Origin of the sequence: Acinetobacter sp. 1294596 (genome assembly GCF_000582925.1) — a bacterium.
Classification (GTDB): domain Bacteria; phylum Pseudomonadota; class Gammaproteobacteria; order Pseudomonadales; family Moraxellaceae; genus Acinetobacter; species Acinetobacter radioresistens.
Genome location: NZ_JFCC01000015.1, coordinates 1 through 17,093, shown reverse-complemented (window position 1 = coordinate 17,093; position 17,093 = coordinate 1). Strand labels below are relative to the sequence as shown.

At 43.4% G+C, this 17,093-nt stretch carries 16 protein-coding genes and 4 tRNA genes; 19 read left to right on the top strand and 1 reads right to left on the bottom strand.

Annotated elements, in window-relative coordinates; translation table 11 throughout:
* Positions 1-18: 18 nt before the first annotated feature.
* On the bottom strand, positions 19-1,452 hold the full coding sequence (gene argH / locus J502_RS07535) for an argininosuccinate lyase (protein WP_075041183.1): 1,434 nt from the start codon (positions 1,450-1,452) through the stop codon (positions 19-21).
* Here argH and J502_RS07530 point away from each other — a divergent pair.
* The 19 genes from J502_RS07530 to tuf all read left to right on the top strand — a co-directional run.
* Positions 1,443-2,582 (top strand): sensor histidine kinase, encoded by a 1,140-nt coding sequence (locus J502_RS07530; protein ID WP_034683641.1) that lies wholly within the window; start codon positions 1,443-1,445, stop codon positions 2,580-2,582. The genes argH and J502_RS07530 overlap by 10 nt on opposite strands.
* 68 nt (positions 2,583-2,650) lie before the next feature.
* Positions 2,651-3,388: a LytR/AlgR family response regulator transcription factor gene (locus J502_RS07525; protein WP_005017100.1), complete on the top strand. Its 738-nt coding sequence runs from the start codon at positions 2,651-2,653 to the stop codon at positions 3,386-3,388.
* Positions 3,389-3,490: 102 nt separating this feature from the next.
* Positions 3,491-4,411, top strand: coding sequence for a hydroxymethylbilane synthase (gene hemC / locus J502_RS07520; protein ID WP_034430615.1), 921 nt, complete (start codon positions 3,491-3,493; stop codon positions 4,409-4,411).
* Positions 4,412-4,416: 5 nt separating this feature from the next.
* Positions 4,417-5,199, top strand: a complete 783-nt coding sequence (locus J502_RS07515) for a uroporphyrinogen-III synthase (RefSeq protein ID WP_034683639.1) — start codon at positions 4,417-4,419, stop codon at positions 5,197-5,199.
* Positions 5,196-6,044 (top strand): hypothetical protein, encoded by an 849-nt coding sequence (locus tag J502_RS07510; RefSeq protein ID WP_034683637.1) that lies wholly within the window; start codon positions 5,196-5,198, stop codon positions 6,042-6,044. The genes J502_RS07515 and J502_RS07510 overlap by 4 nt, the downstream gene beginning before the upstream one ends.
* Positions 6,045-6,053: 9 nt before the next feature.
* Positions 6,054-7,247 (top strand): membrane protein, encoded by a 1,194-nt coding sequence (locus tag J502_RS07505; protein ID WP_005017091.1) that lies wholly within the window; start codon positions 6,054-6,056, stop codon positions 7,245-7,247.
* Positions 7,248-7,256: 9 nt separating this feature from the next.
* Complete coding sequence (locus tag J502_RS07500; RefSeq protein WP_034683635.1) at positions 7,257-7,694, top strand: acyl-CoA thioesterase; 438 nt, start codon at positions 7,257-7,259, stop codon at positions 7,692-7,694.
* Between the two features lie 166 nt (positions 7,695-7,860).
* Positions 7,861-8,187 (top strand): H-NS histone family protein, encoded by a 327-nt coding sequence (locus J502_RS07495; RefSeq protein WP_005017085.1) that lies wholly within the window; start codon positions 7,861-7,863, stop codon positions 8,185-8,187.
* A gap of 165 nt (positions 8,188-8,352) precedes the next feature.
* Positions 8,353-9,096, top strand: a complete 744-nt coding sequence (gspN, locus tag J502_RS07490) for a type II secretion system protein N (RefSeq protein WP_034671431.1) — start codon at positions 8,353-8,355, stop codon at positions 9,094-9,096.
* Entirely contained in the window at positions 9,096-9,938 is an 843-nt protein-coding gene (locus tag J502_RS07485) for a type II secretion system protein N (protein ID WP_005405831.1), read from the top strand. The genes gspN and J502_RS07485 overlap by 1 nt, the downstream gene beginning before the upstream one ends.
* Before the next feature lie 41 nt (positions 9,939-9,979).
* Positions 9,980-12,235, top strand: coding sequence for a type II secretion system secretin GspD (gspD, locus tag J502_RS07480; RefSeq protein ID WP_034683633.1), 2,256 nt, complete (start codon positions 9,980-9,982; stop codon positions 12,233-12,235).
* A gap of 65 nt (positions 12,236-12,300) precedes the next feature.
* Entirely contained in the window at positions 12,301-12,960 is a 660-nt protein-coding gene (locus tag J502_RS07475) for an FHA domain-containing protein (protein WP_034683631.1), read from the top strand.
* A gap of 55 nt (positions 12,961-13,015) precedes the next feature.
* Positions 13,016-13,687 carry a phosphoglycolate phosphatase gene (locus J502_RS07470; RefSeq protein WP_005017075.1) on the top strand — a complete coding sequence of 224 codons (672 nt, stop codon included), beginning with the start codon at positions 13,016-13,018 and terminating at the stop codon, positions 13,685-13,687.
* Positions 13,688-13,804: 117 nt separating this feature from the next.
* Positions 13,805-15,298: an anthranilate synthase component I gene (gene trpE, locus J502_RS07465; RefSeq protein ID WP_034683628.1), complete on the top strand. Its 1,494-nt coding sequence runs from the start codon at positions 13,805-13,807 to the stop codon at positions 15,296-15,298.
* A gap of 98 nt (positions 15,299-15,396) precedes the next feature.
* Positions 15,397-15,472 (top strand) — tRNA-Thr (locus J502_RS07460).
* A gap of 48 nt (positions 15,473-15,520) precedes the next feature.
* Positions 15,521-15,604 (top strand) — tRNA-Tyr (locus tag J502_RS07455).
* Positions 15,605-15,641: 37 nt separating this feature from the next.
* Positions 15,642-15,717 (top strand) — tRNA-Gly (locus tag J502_RS07450).
* Between the two features lie 16 nt (positions 15,718-15,733).
* Positions 15,734-15,808: transfer RNA gene (locus J502_RS07445), tRNA-Thr, on the top strand.
* Positions 15,809-15,968: 160 nt separating this feature from the next.
* Positions 15,969-17,093, top strand: a 1,125-nt coding sequence (gene tuf, locus J502_RS07440; protein ID WP_034683627.1) for an elongation factor Tu, incomplete at its 3' end; no start/stop codon positions are given.

Sequence of the window (17,093 nt, the reverse complement as noted above, 5' to 3'; positions counted from 1 at the left end):
AAAGTTAAGATATAGCGTTTAAGCATAAAGTTTTTCTAAACGCGCACGGGCACGATCAATAGCTGCTTCTACTTGAGCCGGGGCCGTACCGCCAATATGGTTACGCGCATTTACTGAAGCTTCCAGAGTTAGTGCTTTTTCAAAGACATCTGCCTGAATCAGGTCAGAGAACTGCTGAAGCTGTTCAAGGCTAAGTTCAGATAAGTCTTTACCTTCCTGAACGCCCAGAGCCACTGCTTTACCTACGATTTCATGTGCATCGCGAAAAGCGACTCCATTTTTTACCAGGTAGTCTGCAAGGTCTGTTGCAGTAGAAAAACCGCGAAGGGCTGCTTCACGCATGATATCGATATTGGGTAACAGAGCTGGAATCATGTCAGCAAATGCCATCAATGAACCACGTACGGTATCAATCGCATCAAATAGTGGCTCTTTATCTTCCTGATTGTCCTTGTTATAGGCCAGTGGTTGGCCTTTCATTAGGGTCAACAGGCTCATCAGGTCGCCATAGACACGACCGGTTTTACCACGTACCAGTTCAGGTACATCGGGATTTTTCTTTTGTGGCATGATTGAAGAACCCGTACAGAAACGATCCGGAATATTGACGAATTTAAACTGTGCAGATGTCCATAGAATCAGTTCTTCGGACATGCGTGATAAATGCATCATGATTAAAGATGCAGCAGCATTAAATTCAATCGCAAAGTCACGATCCGATACGGCATCTAACGAATTTTCAGCAACTGCTTCAAAACCTAAAAGTTCAGCCGTATAGGCACGGTCAATTGGATAAGTTGTACCAGCAAGTGCCGCAGAACCTAATGGCATGCGATTAACGCGCTTGCGGCAGTCAATAAGACGTTCAGAGTCACGAACCAGCATCTCAAACCAGGCCAATAAATGATGACCAAAAGTCACAGGCTGTGCGGTTTGTAGATGGGTAAAACCGGGCATGATGGTTTGGGTATTTTTAGCCGCCAAACCCAAAATACCTTTTTGTAATTTTTCCAGTAGATCTAAAATAGCATCAATTTCATCACGGACATAAAGACGGATATCAGTTGCGACCTGGTCATTACGGCTACGGCCGGTATGCAGTTTTTTACCTGTAATGCCAATACGTTGGGTCAGACGTGACTCGATGTTCATATGTACATCTTCAAGGTCAATGCGCCACTCAAAATGTCCTGCCTCAATATCTGCTTTAATGGCAGTTAGACCTTCAATAATGTCATCACGTTCCTGTTCGGTCAGTACCCCTACTTTGGCAAGCATGGTCGCATGAGCAATTGAACCGGCAATATCCTGTTTATAAAAACGTTGGTCAAATTGTACAGATGCGGTAAATTCAGCCACAAAAGCATCGGTAGCTTCGGAAAAACGGCCGCCCCACATACCGGAAGTCTGATTCTGGGCAGGCGTATTGGAGGAATGAGAAGATGTGGTCATGTCGGCTCAGCAAAATAAAAAAGAGTATAGCAAATTCAACAGCGCTTGCCGAAGCACAGCGTGATAATTCCGCAATACCATCAATAAATAACCGGAATAATTTATATTCTTTTACAAAGCGTGGACGCTGGCAATATCTAATCGAATTATTTCTGGTCAGTACGCTGTTGTCACTGATCCTTATTCTGGCAAAAGCGGGGACATGGCAAAACCTTCAGCTTGACCAATTGGCACAGTACATTTTTTTTATTCAATGGGTAGTATTGTGTTTTACTGCTTTGGTAGATACCTGGCAAAACCAGTTCAGACAGCTCAACCATTTTTATGCCTTACTGTTCGGTTTTCTGCTACTTCAGTGCATTGTTCTGGTATCTACCTTCAGTCTGAATATGCTGAACTATTGGGGTAGTCATTTGAGCTGGACGGGAATAGATTCCGATATTTCATTTAAAGATATAGGTTTAAATCTCAGTTTTGGGATATTGATGGGAGTTATCTTTCTACGTTATCTGTATATGCGGGAGCAATGGTTCAGACAGCAAAGTAGTGGATTAAACGCCCGTATACAGGCCATGCAGGCACGTATTCATCCGCATTTTTTATTTAATAGTATAAATAGTGTAGTAAGTCTCATCAGTATAGACCCTGACAGGGCTGAAACAATGCTGATCAGCTTGTCCAAACTTTTTCGTGCCAGCCTGCAAGACCTCAAACTGGTCAGCTTACAGCAGGAAATTGACTTATGCCGGCATTACCTTTCAATTGAGCAGATGCGGCTGGGTGAACGTCTCCAGGTAGAGTGGAAAATAGAAAATACTCACTCTTTAAATCAGGTTTATATTCCACTTCTGACCTTACAGCCTTTGATTGAAAATAGTATTTTCCATGGAGTTGAAAGTGTCTATACTCAAGGTACCATCGGTATACTGGTTGAAATACTTCAAAATCAAGTTACTATAGTCATTACCAATCCTTACTCTTTAGATAAAATAACATTACGTAAAGGTCATGGTATTGCTATAGAAAGTGTACGGGAGCGGTTACAGGCCTATTTTGGACAGTCTGTACAGTTTCAAACTTTTGCCGGTGAGGGGATTTATACCACTATCGTGCAGTACCATTATAAATAAAAGAATAAAACCAGAGTCCAGATCAACATATATAAATTAAATGAAGTTGGTCTAGACAAGGAGAAAAAATGGATATCCTGATTTGTGATGATGAGCCATTGGCCGTCGAACGCTTATCTCGTCTGGTTACCCAGCTCGGGCACCATGTAGTCGCTACAACATCAAGTGGTCAGCATACGATTGAACTGGTCCAGCAGTATCAGCCTGATGTGGTATTGCTTGATATTCAAATGCCGGAAATGGATGGTTTGCAATGTGCTGAACAGCTAAACCAGCTGGACCTTATGCCGGCGATTGTCTTTTGTACGGCTTATGAAGATCATGCATTAGAAGCTTTTAAATCAAGTGCGGAAGGTTATCTGCTCAAGCCCATAGAGGTCAGTGAGCTGCAGCAGGTTCTGGACAGACTGACCCGTTTGAACCAGGCACAAATGTCGGGCCTGAAGCAGAAAGATATAGATACGGCAAAATTACAGCGCCAGCAAATTACTGCAAAAAGTTATCGGGGTGTTGAGCTGGTGCCTGTGGAGAACATTTACTATTTCTTAGCTGACCAGAAATATGTCACAGTACGTCATAAACATGGCAGCATTTTGATTGATGAGACCTTAAAAGAACTTGAACAGGAATTTTCGGAGAAGTTTATCCGGATCCATCGTAATGCACTGGTATCTGTTGACTATCTGGATGGGCTTGAGGTTGTGACTTCCGGACAGTATCAGGTACGCTGCCGTGAACTTGACGAGCGGCTGGCCGTAAGCCGTCGCCATTTACCTGGTCTGCGTGAGCGGATACAAAAGCTTTAAAGAACTAAAATAGGACGGTTTTATCGGCTTTGGACGATAATTTACTTGCATTTTTAGGGGATCACGTTAAGTTTAAAGGGACTTTTTAACGCCTGAATTATGATGATGACCTTAAAAATTGCAACCCGTAAAAGCCCTCTAGCGCTCTGGCAAGCTGAACATATTCGTGCCTGTTTGCAGGAACTTCACCCTGGCTTGACGGTAGAACTGGTCACGTTTGTAACCCAGGGCGATAAGATTCTTGATACTCCTCTGGCAAAAATTGGGGGTAAGGGCCTGTTTGTAAAAGAACTTGAAGCTGCCTTGCTGGATGGACGTGCTGATTTGGCAGTGCACTCGATGAAAGATGTGCCTATGCATTTGCCAACAGGGTTATCGTTACCTGTGATCTGTGAACGTGAAGATCCATGTGATGCTTTTGTTTCAAATCGTTTTGAAGGCTTTGAGCAGTTACCAAAGGGGGCAACAGTCGGGACGTCAAGTTTACGCCGTAAAACCCAGATTTTGAAAGCCCGTCCAGATCTGAATATTCTTGATTTACGTGGTAACGTGGGTACCCGTCTGTCTAAACTTGATGCAGGTGAATATGATGCGATTATTCTGGCTAGTGCTGGTTTGAAACGTCTGGGATTGAGTGAGCGCATTAAACATACCCTGTCTCCGGAATTAAGTCTGCCCGCTGTTGGCCAAGGTGCGCTGGGACTAGAATGCCGTACAGATGATCAGGCCATACTTGATCTGATTTCTCCACTTCAGCATGAGCAGACAAGTATATGTGTACGGGCAGAAAGAGCATTTAATAGTCATTTGGAAGGAGGGTGTCAGGTTCCGATTGCTGCTTACGCGACTCTGGAAAATGGCCAGCTCCAGCTTGAAGGCCGTGTAGGAAGTGTGGATGGCTTAATATTACTTTCATCTCAAGTTTCAGGACAGCCGGAACATGCTGAACAGTTGGGGATCGAATTGGCAGAAAATTTATTGTCACAAGGTGCTGGCGAGCTGTTAAAAGCCCTTTATAAGTAAGTTTTATGCTATTTATTAATACCCGCCCGCAAGAACGCAGTCAGGCATTAAGTCTTGCCTTACTGCAAGCAGGTCATCAAGTACTTGAGCTGCCTTTACTTGAACTGACACCAACTGCTTACTCACTCCAGCTACAACAGCTCTATCAGAGTCTGCCATTCTGTCAGGTAATTGTAGTAGTGAGTCCTGCAGCAGCAGATATTGGAATGCAGTATCTTCAGCAAAGTGGCATCAGCCTGAACGATTTAAGACAATTACAATGGATAGCGGTAGGCCAAACCACAGCTGAACACCTGAAACATTACGGTATTTCCAGTCAGGTCCCTAAACTTGAGACTTCAGAGGGGATGCTTGAGCTTGATGTATTCAGACAATTTGATGACCTGCACAGTGTAGCATTCTGGCGTGGAGAAGGGGGGCGCCAGTTTATGATGCAAAATCTGCATCAGCAGGGAATAAAGGTTTTGAACTTTATTTTATACGAACGGTCCTGCCCGACACAAAGCATTCATGATTTTTCTAAAGTTGCAGCACAGATTATACAATACGGAAATCAGGTGCTGGTCCCTATTACTAGTGAAGCCAGCTGGTCTAACTGGCTGGATTTATGCCAGAATCAGCAGTCTGTTTTGCAGCTATGTCATTATCTGGTGCTGGGAGAGCGTTTATATCAGTTGATACACGGTTATAAAATCCAGCATCAAGCCAAATTTCAGGTTTCAAAAATAGAATATTTAAAACCTGAGGTCATACTCCAGTATATTGCAGAGTTGCAAGGGAAATTATGAGAAAGTTTTTATTCTGTATAATCATTCTGGCGTTGGCTTGGTTGGCAAAAATTAGTTATGACCTGTTTCAGGTTTCCCGCCAATTACCGGAAGTAGAAGCCAGTTTGCATCGAACTGAGCAGCTCAATGCAAGCCTCAACGACCAGGTAGTAGCTCTGCAGCGCCAGATTAGCCAGATAGCAGTGACTACCTCCACTAATCCCTCTCAGTCTCCCCAGCAGCAGTCAATTCCGGCCGTTTTGGCAGAATTTAGCCCGGTCGCATTAATTGGTGAACGTTTAGAGCTGGCTCAGTTTGCTGTCCGGCAGCAGCAGTATGTGTATGCGCTGGAAAAATTATCAGAACTGGATCGTGATTTACATGGCTATGTACTGGCACCTGAACTCAAACAAAGTCTACATCAGGCGATTCATACAGATCAGTTAGCGATTCAACAGTTCGTGCAGGCTAAAACTCGGCAACAAGAATCTTTAGATGCACTGTTGTTAGAAACTGACCAGTTACTGAAGCAGGCCATACAGCAAAATAATTTAAGTCCTGCCAAGATTCAGCCGCAACATTTCTGGCAGCGCTGGTTGCAGATTGAACCGGTTCAGCGTCCAGGAGCTATATTGATGAATCGGCAACTGGTTCTCAAAGAGGTACAACTAAGGCTGTTACTGGTAAGACAGTCACTTATGCAGGGGCAATATGCAGAATACCAGCAGGGCCTGGATGATGTAATTAAACAGCTGAATCAGTTACCCGACTATGACAGCCAGCAGTTAAAAAAACGTTTAATGAATATGAAGTATCTGCCAGTCATACCAAATCCGAAACTTGGTGCTATGACATTACTGGGTTAAGGGGGCAGTATGAAACAGATTTTTCTTGCTTATACACTGGTTAGCTTACTGGTTCTGGCCTTATTAAGTGTACTAAGTTATGGCTACGGTGCTGGTTATGTTTATGTGCAATGGCGCAACTGGCAAATGCAGACCAATTTATGGATATGGCTAGCTTTACTGGCAATATTCGGTTTGATTATCCAGCTGGTCTGGCTACAACTAAAACGTTATCTGACTCGGGAACAGCGTAAAACAGAAACTGTACTTGACTTCAAAACCTTACATCCTTACGAGCAGTTGGGAGTGATTTGGCTGTTACAAGCGGAACGGGACCAGCAGTTATTTATTCAACGGGTCTTTTCTCAATCAGGTCTACTAAGAGGAGTGATTGAATCACGCTTATTCTTAGGTAATGCCGAGACAGACCTTGCATTGAAAAGCTTGAATCAAGCATCTCCCCATGCATTTGAACTGGCAGAGCTACAACGGATTGAAATCTTTTTGCATCAGCAAGATCCTGAGCAGGCATTAACTCATCTTGAATTTCTGAGTCAACATGCTTTATCTCCCTGGTTACAACAAGTGGAAAGTGCCTATCAATACAGGATTAATGAGCTCTGGGGGGAATTCGCAGTTCAGTATCCATGGCTCTACTTGCGCTCCAGCAAATATGGTCACTTAAGTCACGACTATAAAGAACAGTGGCTACAGCAACTGCTGGGCCAGTTTGACCAAGCAACTCTTGATGATCTGCAAGCATTGCAGCAACGTTATTTGGACATGGCAGGTCAGATACAGAACCGTACACCTGATATTCAGATTCTATGGCTTAAGTTACTGGCACGTATGCCTGAAATGAGTCAGCAGCATGAATCACTAGCCAATTTACTGCTGGCTGATAATTTTGATCAAGATGTTTTCTATTTATGGTTTCAGCAACAATTACTTAAGCAGCAACCTGACTATGAATATGTCGAGCAGCGTATTTTATTTTTAGAAAACAAGTACCCAAGTATCCCTATATTAAGTTTTGCAAAATGGCACATATATCAAGCAACTGACCGTGCATTGGAGGCAGAGCAGTTACTTGAACTCTATCCAGATAATATATTGATGATTTATTTAAGGATCAAAACAGTATTTAAAGGAAATGAGGATTTAATTCAGCAATTAAATCTGGTTTTTGAAAATGACGCTAATTTTATGCAGTTAAAGATTTAAGGAATTAATATGACCAAGTTAACAGATTACCCAGTAATTTATGAACAGAATGTTGCTTGGGGAGATATGGATGCATTTGGGCATGTCAATAATGTAATTTATTACCGTTATATAGAAAGTGCCCGTATTTGTTATCTTGATGTCTTGAATATATTCAAGCTTGATATTAATACTGTTGTGGCTTCAAGCCAGTGTAAATACCTTAAACCGGTATTTTATCCAGATCAGTTAAAAATTGGCGTCAGGGTTGAAGAGATTAGGAATAGTGCCTTTCGCATGAATTACTTGATATGGAGTAGTGCCCAACAACAAAATGTCGCTTTAGGAGAAGCAGTAATTGTTTGCGTAGATAAAGAGAGTATGCAAAAGACACTCATTCCTGAAATAATAAGAGAAAAAATTATTAAGATTGAAAAAACTGTTGAACATGATTTAAATAACCGATGATTAGTTTTATTAAATAAAACCTCCTATTTCATATTAATTTGGCTATGTTGAGTTATTGTTATTAATTTAATTAAATAGTCTTGATAATTGTATTTAAAATACATAATATGAGTTTGAATATTAATTCAAATAAATATGATTAACCTGTGTTGCGGAGCCAATATTAATGAAGCCAGATATTAGTGAACTTTCGGTAGAAGATCTCAAAAGATTACAGCTTGAAGCCGAAGCATTAATCGCCAGCAAAAAAGATCAAGCAGTAGATGAAGCTTATGAACAGGTTTTAGAAATTGCTGAAAATGTGGGTCTGACTATTGAACAGTTGCTAGAATTTGGAGCGCAAAAGCGCAAGAAAACAACACGTAAATCAGTAGAGCCACGTTATCGTAATACTGAAAATCCTGAAGAAACTTGGACAGGACGTGGTAAGCAGCCACGCTGGTTAGTAGCAGCCCTTGAAAAAGGTGCAAAACTTGAAGATTTTCTGATCTAAGTTTCATCGAACTGTCATTCGACTGCCTTAGAATGTTAAAAAAGCCAAGCATGAATGCTTGGTTTTTTTATAGCAGTGAATTGGCGAGGTAGAAAAATTATGCATAATGGGACGCAGGGGAGAAATATAGTTATAGGAAAAAAATTAAATGTTGGTTATTGCTGAATGAATAAAAGAACGAAGCAATTAACGTGGTGGATATTTGCAGTCCTGGCGTTTTTATTATTTGTAGTGTTACAGATACCTGCTGCCTGGATTATTTCAAAATTTTCAAAAGATAATCAAACCTTGCAAAATGTCAGCGGTAATATCTGGCAGGGCCAGGCAGACTGGCATAAAGATAAATTGCGTGGATCAGTCAGCTGGAAAACCAGGCCTCTCGACTTATTGCTATTACGCTTGGGAGCAGACCTGGAAATTCATAGTGCCAATACAAAGCTAAATGGTACAGTGGCCTATGGTTTAGGTAAAAAAATAATTATTCAAGAGATGAAGGGCCAAATAGCGCCAGAAACCTTAAAGACCTTAGTAGACTGGCAATGGCCAGCCAATAGTATTCAGCTTCAAAATATTAATTTACGTTATCAGAAAAATGATGGCTTTAGCAATGCAACTGGCCAGCTGCAATGGGCAGGCGGACAACTCCTGTATAGCTTGGGCTCACGGCAGGACCGAATGAATATACCCTCTTTAAAAGGAGAGATTCAAGACGACGGTGGAAAGCTCATCTTTAATATACAAGATCAGCGTGGACAGAAAATGGCAAATCTGGTTCTTGACCCGGACATGATGCTGGATGTGCAACTAACCCAGCGTCTACTCTTGAATGTCCCTTCTTATGACGGTAAAGCTGGACTTGATACCTATGTGATTAGCTCCCGTCAGCCTCTATTACGGGGCAACTGGTGATGAAAACCTATCTGAATAAACTCCAGGATATTTCCTGGTCTAAACTGGACCGGGCTGGACCGTTCGTGCTGGCATTATTAATTCTGATCTTTTGCTGGAAGCTGGCAGCGTTGTTCTGGTGGGTGGTAGCACCGCCACAAGGCATACAGTTTGAGCGCGTTATGCTGGGTTCGCAGCAGCCACAAGTTCCAAATATTTCTTCATTTTCCCTGTTTTACGAACCAGGTCAAAGTGCTGCGGCGAATACATCTGCTGAAAGTTTAAATATAGAGTTGCAGGGTGTGGTCATTGGTTATCCAAACCGTTATTCCTCAGCTGTAATTAAAGTAGACCAGATTGCAGAGCGTTATCGGGTTGGAGAAACCATTGCTAATTCTTCATTTCAATTGGCAGAGGTTTACTGGGACCGGGTGATATTGCGTCAACCCAATGGTACATCTCGTGAAGTTCAGTTTAAAGGAATTGAAAATGGCCTGAACCAGCCGATTGTGCCACCTGCTGACTCTGCCACTTCGGCAGCTCCTTCGCCATCACCTGCAAATTCTTCTCAATCTGCTTTAGGACAGGCGATACAAAAAATTCAGGAAGACCGTGAACAATATTTGCAGGAAATGGGTGTAAGCTCGACCGGTAACGGTTATGAGGTCACCAGCCGTACACCGGCTGCACTGCGCAGTAAGCTGGGTTTACGCCCAGGTGACCGGATTATGTCTTTAAACGGTCAGCCTGTCGGCCAGGGACAAAGTGATATTCAGTTACTTGAACAAGCCAGACGTGAAGGGCAAGTCAAAATAGAAATAAAACGTGGTGATCAGGTGATGACCATCCAACAAAGTTTTTAAGTGGGAATACCTCACAGTAGTGTTAGGAAAAATAACAGGCTATGGCTTTATTACAACATCATCGTCCACTTTGGGCTTTAGTGGCTGCAGCACCAGTCATCGCTGCTATAAGCACTGCAGCCTATGCACAAACCTGGAAAATTAATCTGCGTGATGCAGACCTGACTGCTTTTATCAATGAAGTCGCCGATATTACAGGGAAAAATTTTGCAGTTGATCCACGGGTCCGCGGAAATGTGACGGTCATCTCTAATAAGCCACTCAATAAAAATGAAGTTTATGATCTGTTCTTGGGTGTATTAAATGTCAACGGTGTAGTGGCAATTCCATCAGGGAATACTATTAAACTGGTTCCAGATAGTAATGTAAAAAGCTCAGGTGTTCCTTATGATGCACGACGTAATGCACGTGGTGATCAGGTGGTCACCCGGGTAATCTGGCTGGAAAATACCAATCCCAATGACCTGATACCGGCTTTACGTCCATTAATGCCACAGTTTGCACATCTTGCTGCAGTGGCAGGAACAAATGCTCTCATTGTCTCTGATCGTGCCAGTAATATTGCGCAATTAGAAACAATTGTCCGCAATCTCGATGGTACCGGGCAAAATGATATTGAAGCAATTACCTTGCAGTCGAGCCAGGCAGAAGAAGTGATTGGACTGTTGGAGTCCATGAGTTCAACGGGCGCTGCTAAAGATTTTAGTGGGGCACGGGTAAGAATTATGGCAGATAACCGGACTAACCGTATTTTGATTAAAGGTGATCCGGCGACACGTAAACGTATCCGGCATATGATTGAGATGCTGGATGTACCCTCAGCAGACCGTCTGGGGGGACTTAAAGTATTCCGCTTGAAATATGCCAGTGCCCAGAACCTGTCCGAGATCCTGCAAGGACTAGTGACCGGGCAGGCAGTAAATAGCAACAGTAATTCAAATAATTCTGGTTCCAGTAATTCTATTAATAACCTGATTAATAATACCGGCACTAATAATCAGGGCAGCACCGGCTCTGGAATTTCTACGCCGGGTATTAACCTCAACGCTAACACTAATTCCGGGCAAAATCCGATCAGTAGTTTTAATGCGAACGGGGTTAGTATTATTGCGGATACTAACCAGAATGCTCTGGTGGTTAAGGCTGATCCCCAGCTGATGCGTGAAATCGAATCAGCAATTCAGCAACTGGATATACGTCGCCAGCAGGTTCTGATTGAAGCCGCAATTATTGAAGTTGCTGGTGATGATGCAGATCAGCTTGGGGTGCAGTGGGCACTCGGTGATATCAGCAGTGGAATTGGCTTGGTTAATTTTACAAATGTAGGAAGCAGCCTGGCCAGCCTTGCTGCTGGCTATCTGGCTGGTGGTTCAGCACTTGCTAATGCAGCCAGTAACTTAAGAGGTTCATCACTTCTTTTAGGTGACTATCGTGAAGGTGCTGATGGCTCACGACGTTTGTATGGCGCCCTAATTCAGGCCTTAAAGGACAATACCAAGTCTAATCTGTTGTCCACACCTTCTATTGTTACCATGGATAATGAAGAGGCTTATATCGTTGTCGGCCAGAATGTCCCGTTTGTTACCGGTTCAGTGACAACAAATGCAAATGGTGTAAATCCTTATACAACTGTGGAACGTAAAGATGTTGGTGTGACTCTAAAAGTTATTCCACATATTGGTGAAAATGGTACTGTCCGGCTGGAGGTGGAGCAGGAAGTATCAAATGTACAGCCTAATAAAGGACAGGCTACAGACTTGGTTACCAGTAAACGTGCAATTAAAACAGCAGTCTTGGCTGAACATGGTCAAACAGTCGTACTCGGTGGACTAATCTCAGATAATTCTATTTACAGTCGACAGGCTGTACCAGGTTTGGGGGCTATCCCGGGCATAGGCCGCCTGTTCCGGTCTGACAGCAACAGTAATGAAAAGCGAAACCTGCTGGTATTTATCCATCCGACCATTGTCGGCGATGCTAATGATGTACGCCGATTAACGCAACGCCGTTATGATCAGCTTTATAGCTTACAGCTGGCTATGGATAAAGACGGGAATTTCGCCAAATTGCCTGAAAATGTAGAGGATGTCTATCAGCAACGTTTGCCGGTTCCTGCTACCTCTGATAAACCTAATGTGTACAAGCAGCTTTCTTCAGGGGGTGTTACTCCTGTGGTAACGACGACTCCTGTAGCAATTGAACCTGGTATTGGACAACGTAGTGTAGCTTTGTCTCAACCGGAAGTAGAACGTACCAAAAATACAGTAACTACAACTACTCTGCGTCCGGCTTCTTAACAGACAAGGCACGGAACATGGAATAAGGCATGCTATGATATAAAAAAATCACAAGAGATGAGTTTATGACTTGGAAATTACAAGCAATTACAGGTGATATTACGGGGCAGGAAATCAGTATTACCCATGACATGCTGGTGGGCCGGCATCAGGACGCTGATGTATTGTTACAGTCTGCGGAAATCTCCCGCCGCCATGCTGCCCTGTTGTTAAAAGATCAGGGACTTTGGGTACAAGACCTTAATTCATCCAATGGCACTTTTGTTAATAATGTCAAGATTGACCATGAAACCTTGCTAAAAGATGGTGACATTCTGCAATTTGCCAGCCTTAAGTTCTCAATTTTGGCACCTGTAGCAGATGCAGTGCAGGATGATGAGCCAGAAGTTGAAATGGAGCCAGTGGTTGAGTCTACCGAGTCAGTTGTGGTTGAAAAAACTGCTGCAGAGCAGATGAACGAGCAAGGTATGCCGAGCCTGACTGAACGTGCAGAAGTTCCGGTTAGCCGTGAAGGGATGCCGCAGCGAGTAGATATTCCTAAGCCAGCGCCAATTCCTGAAACTGCCCAGCCTAAAGTGCAGCCGGAACCTCAGTCCGTGCCACTGGAACAGCCTGTATCACGTGTTGCTGAAGAAAAAGAGCAACAGAAAAATGCATCAGTAGGCTTAATGACAGTGATCATGCTGATTATTCTGGCAGTAATTGCATGGGTATTCTTTAAATAATTATATAGTCACATTCATGGGCATGCTCGCATGCCTTTTTATCCGGATAAAAAATATGACAGTTGCTCAACTTACAACACGCAATTTAATCCTGTTTGATCTGGATGGAACGCTGGTAGATTCAGCCACTGATCTGTTTAGAGCGATGAATATTAGCTTAAATACCCTGCAACTCCCGATGGTTACAGAACAACAGATTCGGCAATGGGTAGGTAAAGGTGCATCTAAACTATGTGAAGACGTATTACTTAATCTTCTGGGTGAAGTTGAACCGAGTCAGCATCAGCAGCTCTACGCAGAATTTTTAGAAGTATACGCTGCTGGTATTTGTGTGGACAGTAAGCCATTTCCTGGGGTAATTGATTTTCTTGACTATGCCGTCCGGCAAAATATTACTTTGGCTTGTGTGACCAATAAACCACAAAAACTGGCTGAAGCCTTACTCTATGAATTAAGGCTGGACCAGTATTTTAAACTGGTGGTCGGTGGTGATAGCTTGGAACATAAAAAACCGCATCCTCTACCTCTACTGCACTGTATGGATGTTCTCAAGAGTAATACGAAACAGACGCTATTAATTGGTGATTCAAGTAATGATATTGAGGCAGCGCGCCGTGCAGGGGTTGATTGTATTGTCGTAAGCTATGGTTATAATCATGGTGAAGATATTCATGACTCGGCTCCACAGCAGGTCGTAGATGATTTAAGAGAATTAATTGATCATTGAAAAAGTTTAGAAAGTGAAGGATACAACAATGGACAACAGTATGGTTTTTCGATGGCGACATAACATAGCTTTAAAGCCTGATGCCTAACTTAACGAAAAACAATCAAGAGTCCCTGTATGACCACCCTAAACCAGTTTGAATCACTTAAACATGCCGGCTATAACCTGATCCCTGTTTACCGTCAGCGCCTGGCAGATACCGAAACTCCACTGTCCGTATTTGCGCGTTTAAAACACCATAGTCAAGCTTATCTGTTTGAATCGGTTGAGGGGGGTGAAAACTGGGCCAGATATTCAATGATTGGCTTGGGTGAATCTGTAGTATTTTCTTGTAATGAGGGAGAACTCACTGTAAAAGCTGCTGATGGCCAGCTTACCACCCGGCTGTGTGATGACCCGTTCCAGTTTATTCGAGACTTCCACGCTCAGTTTAAAGTACCTGATGCGCAGTTGTTACCCGGATTACCCGGTTTTACAGGAGGGCTGGTCGGTTATTTTGGCTATGATGCAGTGCGCTATATTGAACCCAAGCTCAATAATATGCCGCAAGCAGATCCAGTGGGCTTGCCAGATATATGGATGATGCTGTCAAAAACAGTCATTATTTTTGACAATCTTAAAGATACGCTGTTTTTGATTGTACATGCCGATATCAATGATCCTGAAGCCTATCAGCGTGCGCAGTTACAACTCGATCATCTGGAACAGACACTGAATACACCAATCAGCTTGCAGGCTTATCCACACACCCCACCACATTTTGAGTCTCTTACCGGGAAAGATAGATTCCTTGAGTCGATTGAGACAGTTAAGGAGTATATCCGGGCTGGTGATGTAATGCAGGTAGTGCCAGGTCACCGTATGGTATCTGAGTTTGATGGAGAGGCATTGCAGGTTTATCGTGCATTACGTCACCTTAATCCGTCACCTTATTTATTTTTAGTACAAGGCCAAACTTTAACTGATGGCAAGCCATTTCATATTGTAGGTTCATCGCCTGAAATTCTTTCTCGTCTGGAAAATGGGATAGCAACTGTACGGCCACTTGCAGGAACCCGTCCGCGTGGTAAAACCAAGGAAGAAGACTTGGCCCTTGAACAGGACCTTTTATCTGATGAAAAAGAGATTGCCGAACATTTAATGCTGATTGATCTGGGGCGTAACGATATCGGTCGAGTCTCACAAATCGGTAAGGTACAGGTGACGGACCGCATGGTTATTGAACGTTATTCACACGTCATGCATATTGTTTCAAATGTGCAAGGTGAAGTAAGTGAAGGTATTGATGCACTAGATGTATTTAAAGCTACTTTTCCGGCTGGAACTCTCTCTGGCGCTCCTAAAATCCGCGCAATGCAAATTATTAATGAAGTCGAGCCAGTTAAACGTGGGATTTTCGGTGGGGCTGTAGGTTATTTGGGATGGCATGGTGAAATGGATATGTCGATTGCCATTCGAACTTGTGTGATTCGTGAAAATAAGGTTTATGTGCAGGCTGGAGCGGGGCTGGTCGCTGACTCGAATCCTGAATCTGAATGGAATGAAACTCAAATAAAAGCTCGCGCAGTGATCAAAGCGGTTGAATTATCATCAAACGGATTGATTTTATGAGTTTTTGAGGTTTTTTTTAAAAAAAACTGTTGCATGCCTGCGAAGTTTTGCTAAACTGCACACCGTTCCGATACGAAACGTACGAAACACTAAGAAGCGCCGGCATAGCTCAGTTGGTAGAGCAACTGACTTGTAATCAGTAGGTCCACAGTTCGAATCCGTGTGCCGGCACCATCTAAAGTGTGTAAGTTTGTAGAGGAAAGCACTGAAATAAGTGCGATTGGTGGGATTCCCGAGCGGTCAAAGGGAGCAGACTGTAACTCTGCCGCGTAAGCTTCGAAGGTTCGAATCCTTCTCCCACCACCAACTTTTGCTTTAAATGTAGTGGTCAATTACCAACAATGCGGGAGTAGCTCAGTTGGTAGAGCGGTAGCCTTCCAAGCTGCATGTCGCGAGTTCGAACCTCGTCTCCCGCTCCATTTAAAGCTAAATTTCGCTCTTATAGCTCAGTGGTAGAGCACTCCCTTGGTAAGGGAGAGGTCTCCAGTTCAAATCTGGATAAGAGCTCCAGATACAGTTTAGTAGATTTTTCTACAAAGTTTTTAAAAAGCAGGCTTTTAAGTCTGCTTTTCAAGTATTGGGTGTCTGTTTTTAGACAATGGGTCGATGAGCTGAGTTATCTCAGGGCTGTTTTCTTAAGCTGGTTTCGACGTAAACGAGGAAGATCATCATGGCTAAAGCCAAGTTTGAACGTAATAAGCCACACGTAAACGTGGGCACAATCGGTCACGTTGACCATGGTAAAACAACTTTAACCGCTGCGATTGCAACAATCTGTGCAAAAACTTACGGCGGTGAAGCGAAAGATTACGCAGCAATTGACTCTGCACCAGAAGAAAAAGCGCGTGGTATTACTATTAATACTTCACACGTAGAATATGACTCTCCAACTCGTCACTACGCTCACGTAGACTGCCCGGGCCACGCTGACTATGTTAAAAACATGATCACTGGTGCTGCTCAGATGGACGGTGCGATCCTTGTATGTGCAGCAACTGATGGCCCAATGCCACAGACTCGTGAACACATCCTGCTTTCTCGTCAGGTTGGTGTACCTTACATCATCGTGTTCCTGAACAAATGTGACCTTGTTGATGACGAAGAGTTACTTGAACTGGTAGAAATGGAAGTTCGTGAACTTCTGTCTACTTATGACTTCCCAGGTGATGACACTCCAATCATCCGTGGTTCAGCTCTTCAAGCACTGAACGGCAACGACGGTCAGTATGGCGAGTCTGCAGTTCTTGCTCTGGTTGAAGCGCTTGACACTTACATTCCAGAACCAGAACGTGCAATCGACAAAGCATTCCTGATGCCAATCGAAGACGTATTCTCAATTTCAGGTCGTGGTACAGTAGTTACTGGCCGTGTTGAGTCTGGTATTGTTAAAGTCGGCGAAGAAGTTGAAATCGTTGGTATCAAAGATACAGTTAAAACGACTGTAACGGGTGTAGAAATGTTCCGTAAGCTGCTTGACGAAGGTCGTGCAGGCGAGAACTGTGGTGTTCTGCTACGTGGTACTAAACGTGAAGACGTTCAGCGTGGTCAGGTACTGGCTAAACCAGGTACAATCAAGCCGCACACTAAATTTGATGCAGAAGTATATGTACTTTCTAAAGAAGAAGGTGGTCGTCACACTCCATTCCTGAATGGTTACCGTCCACAGTTCTACTTCCGTACAACTGACGTAACTGGTGCGATCCAGCTGAAAGAAGGCGTTGAAATGGTTATGCCAGGTGACAACGTTGAGATGTCAGTTGAGCTGATCCACCCGATCGCGATGGACGCTGGTCTG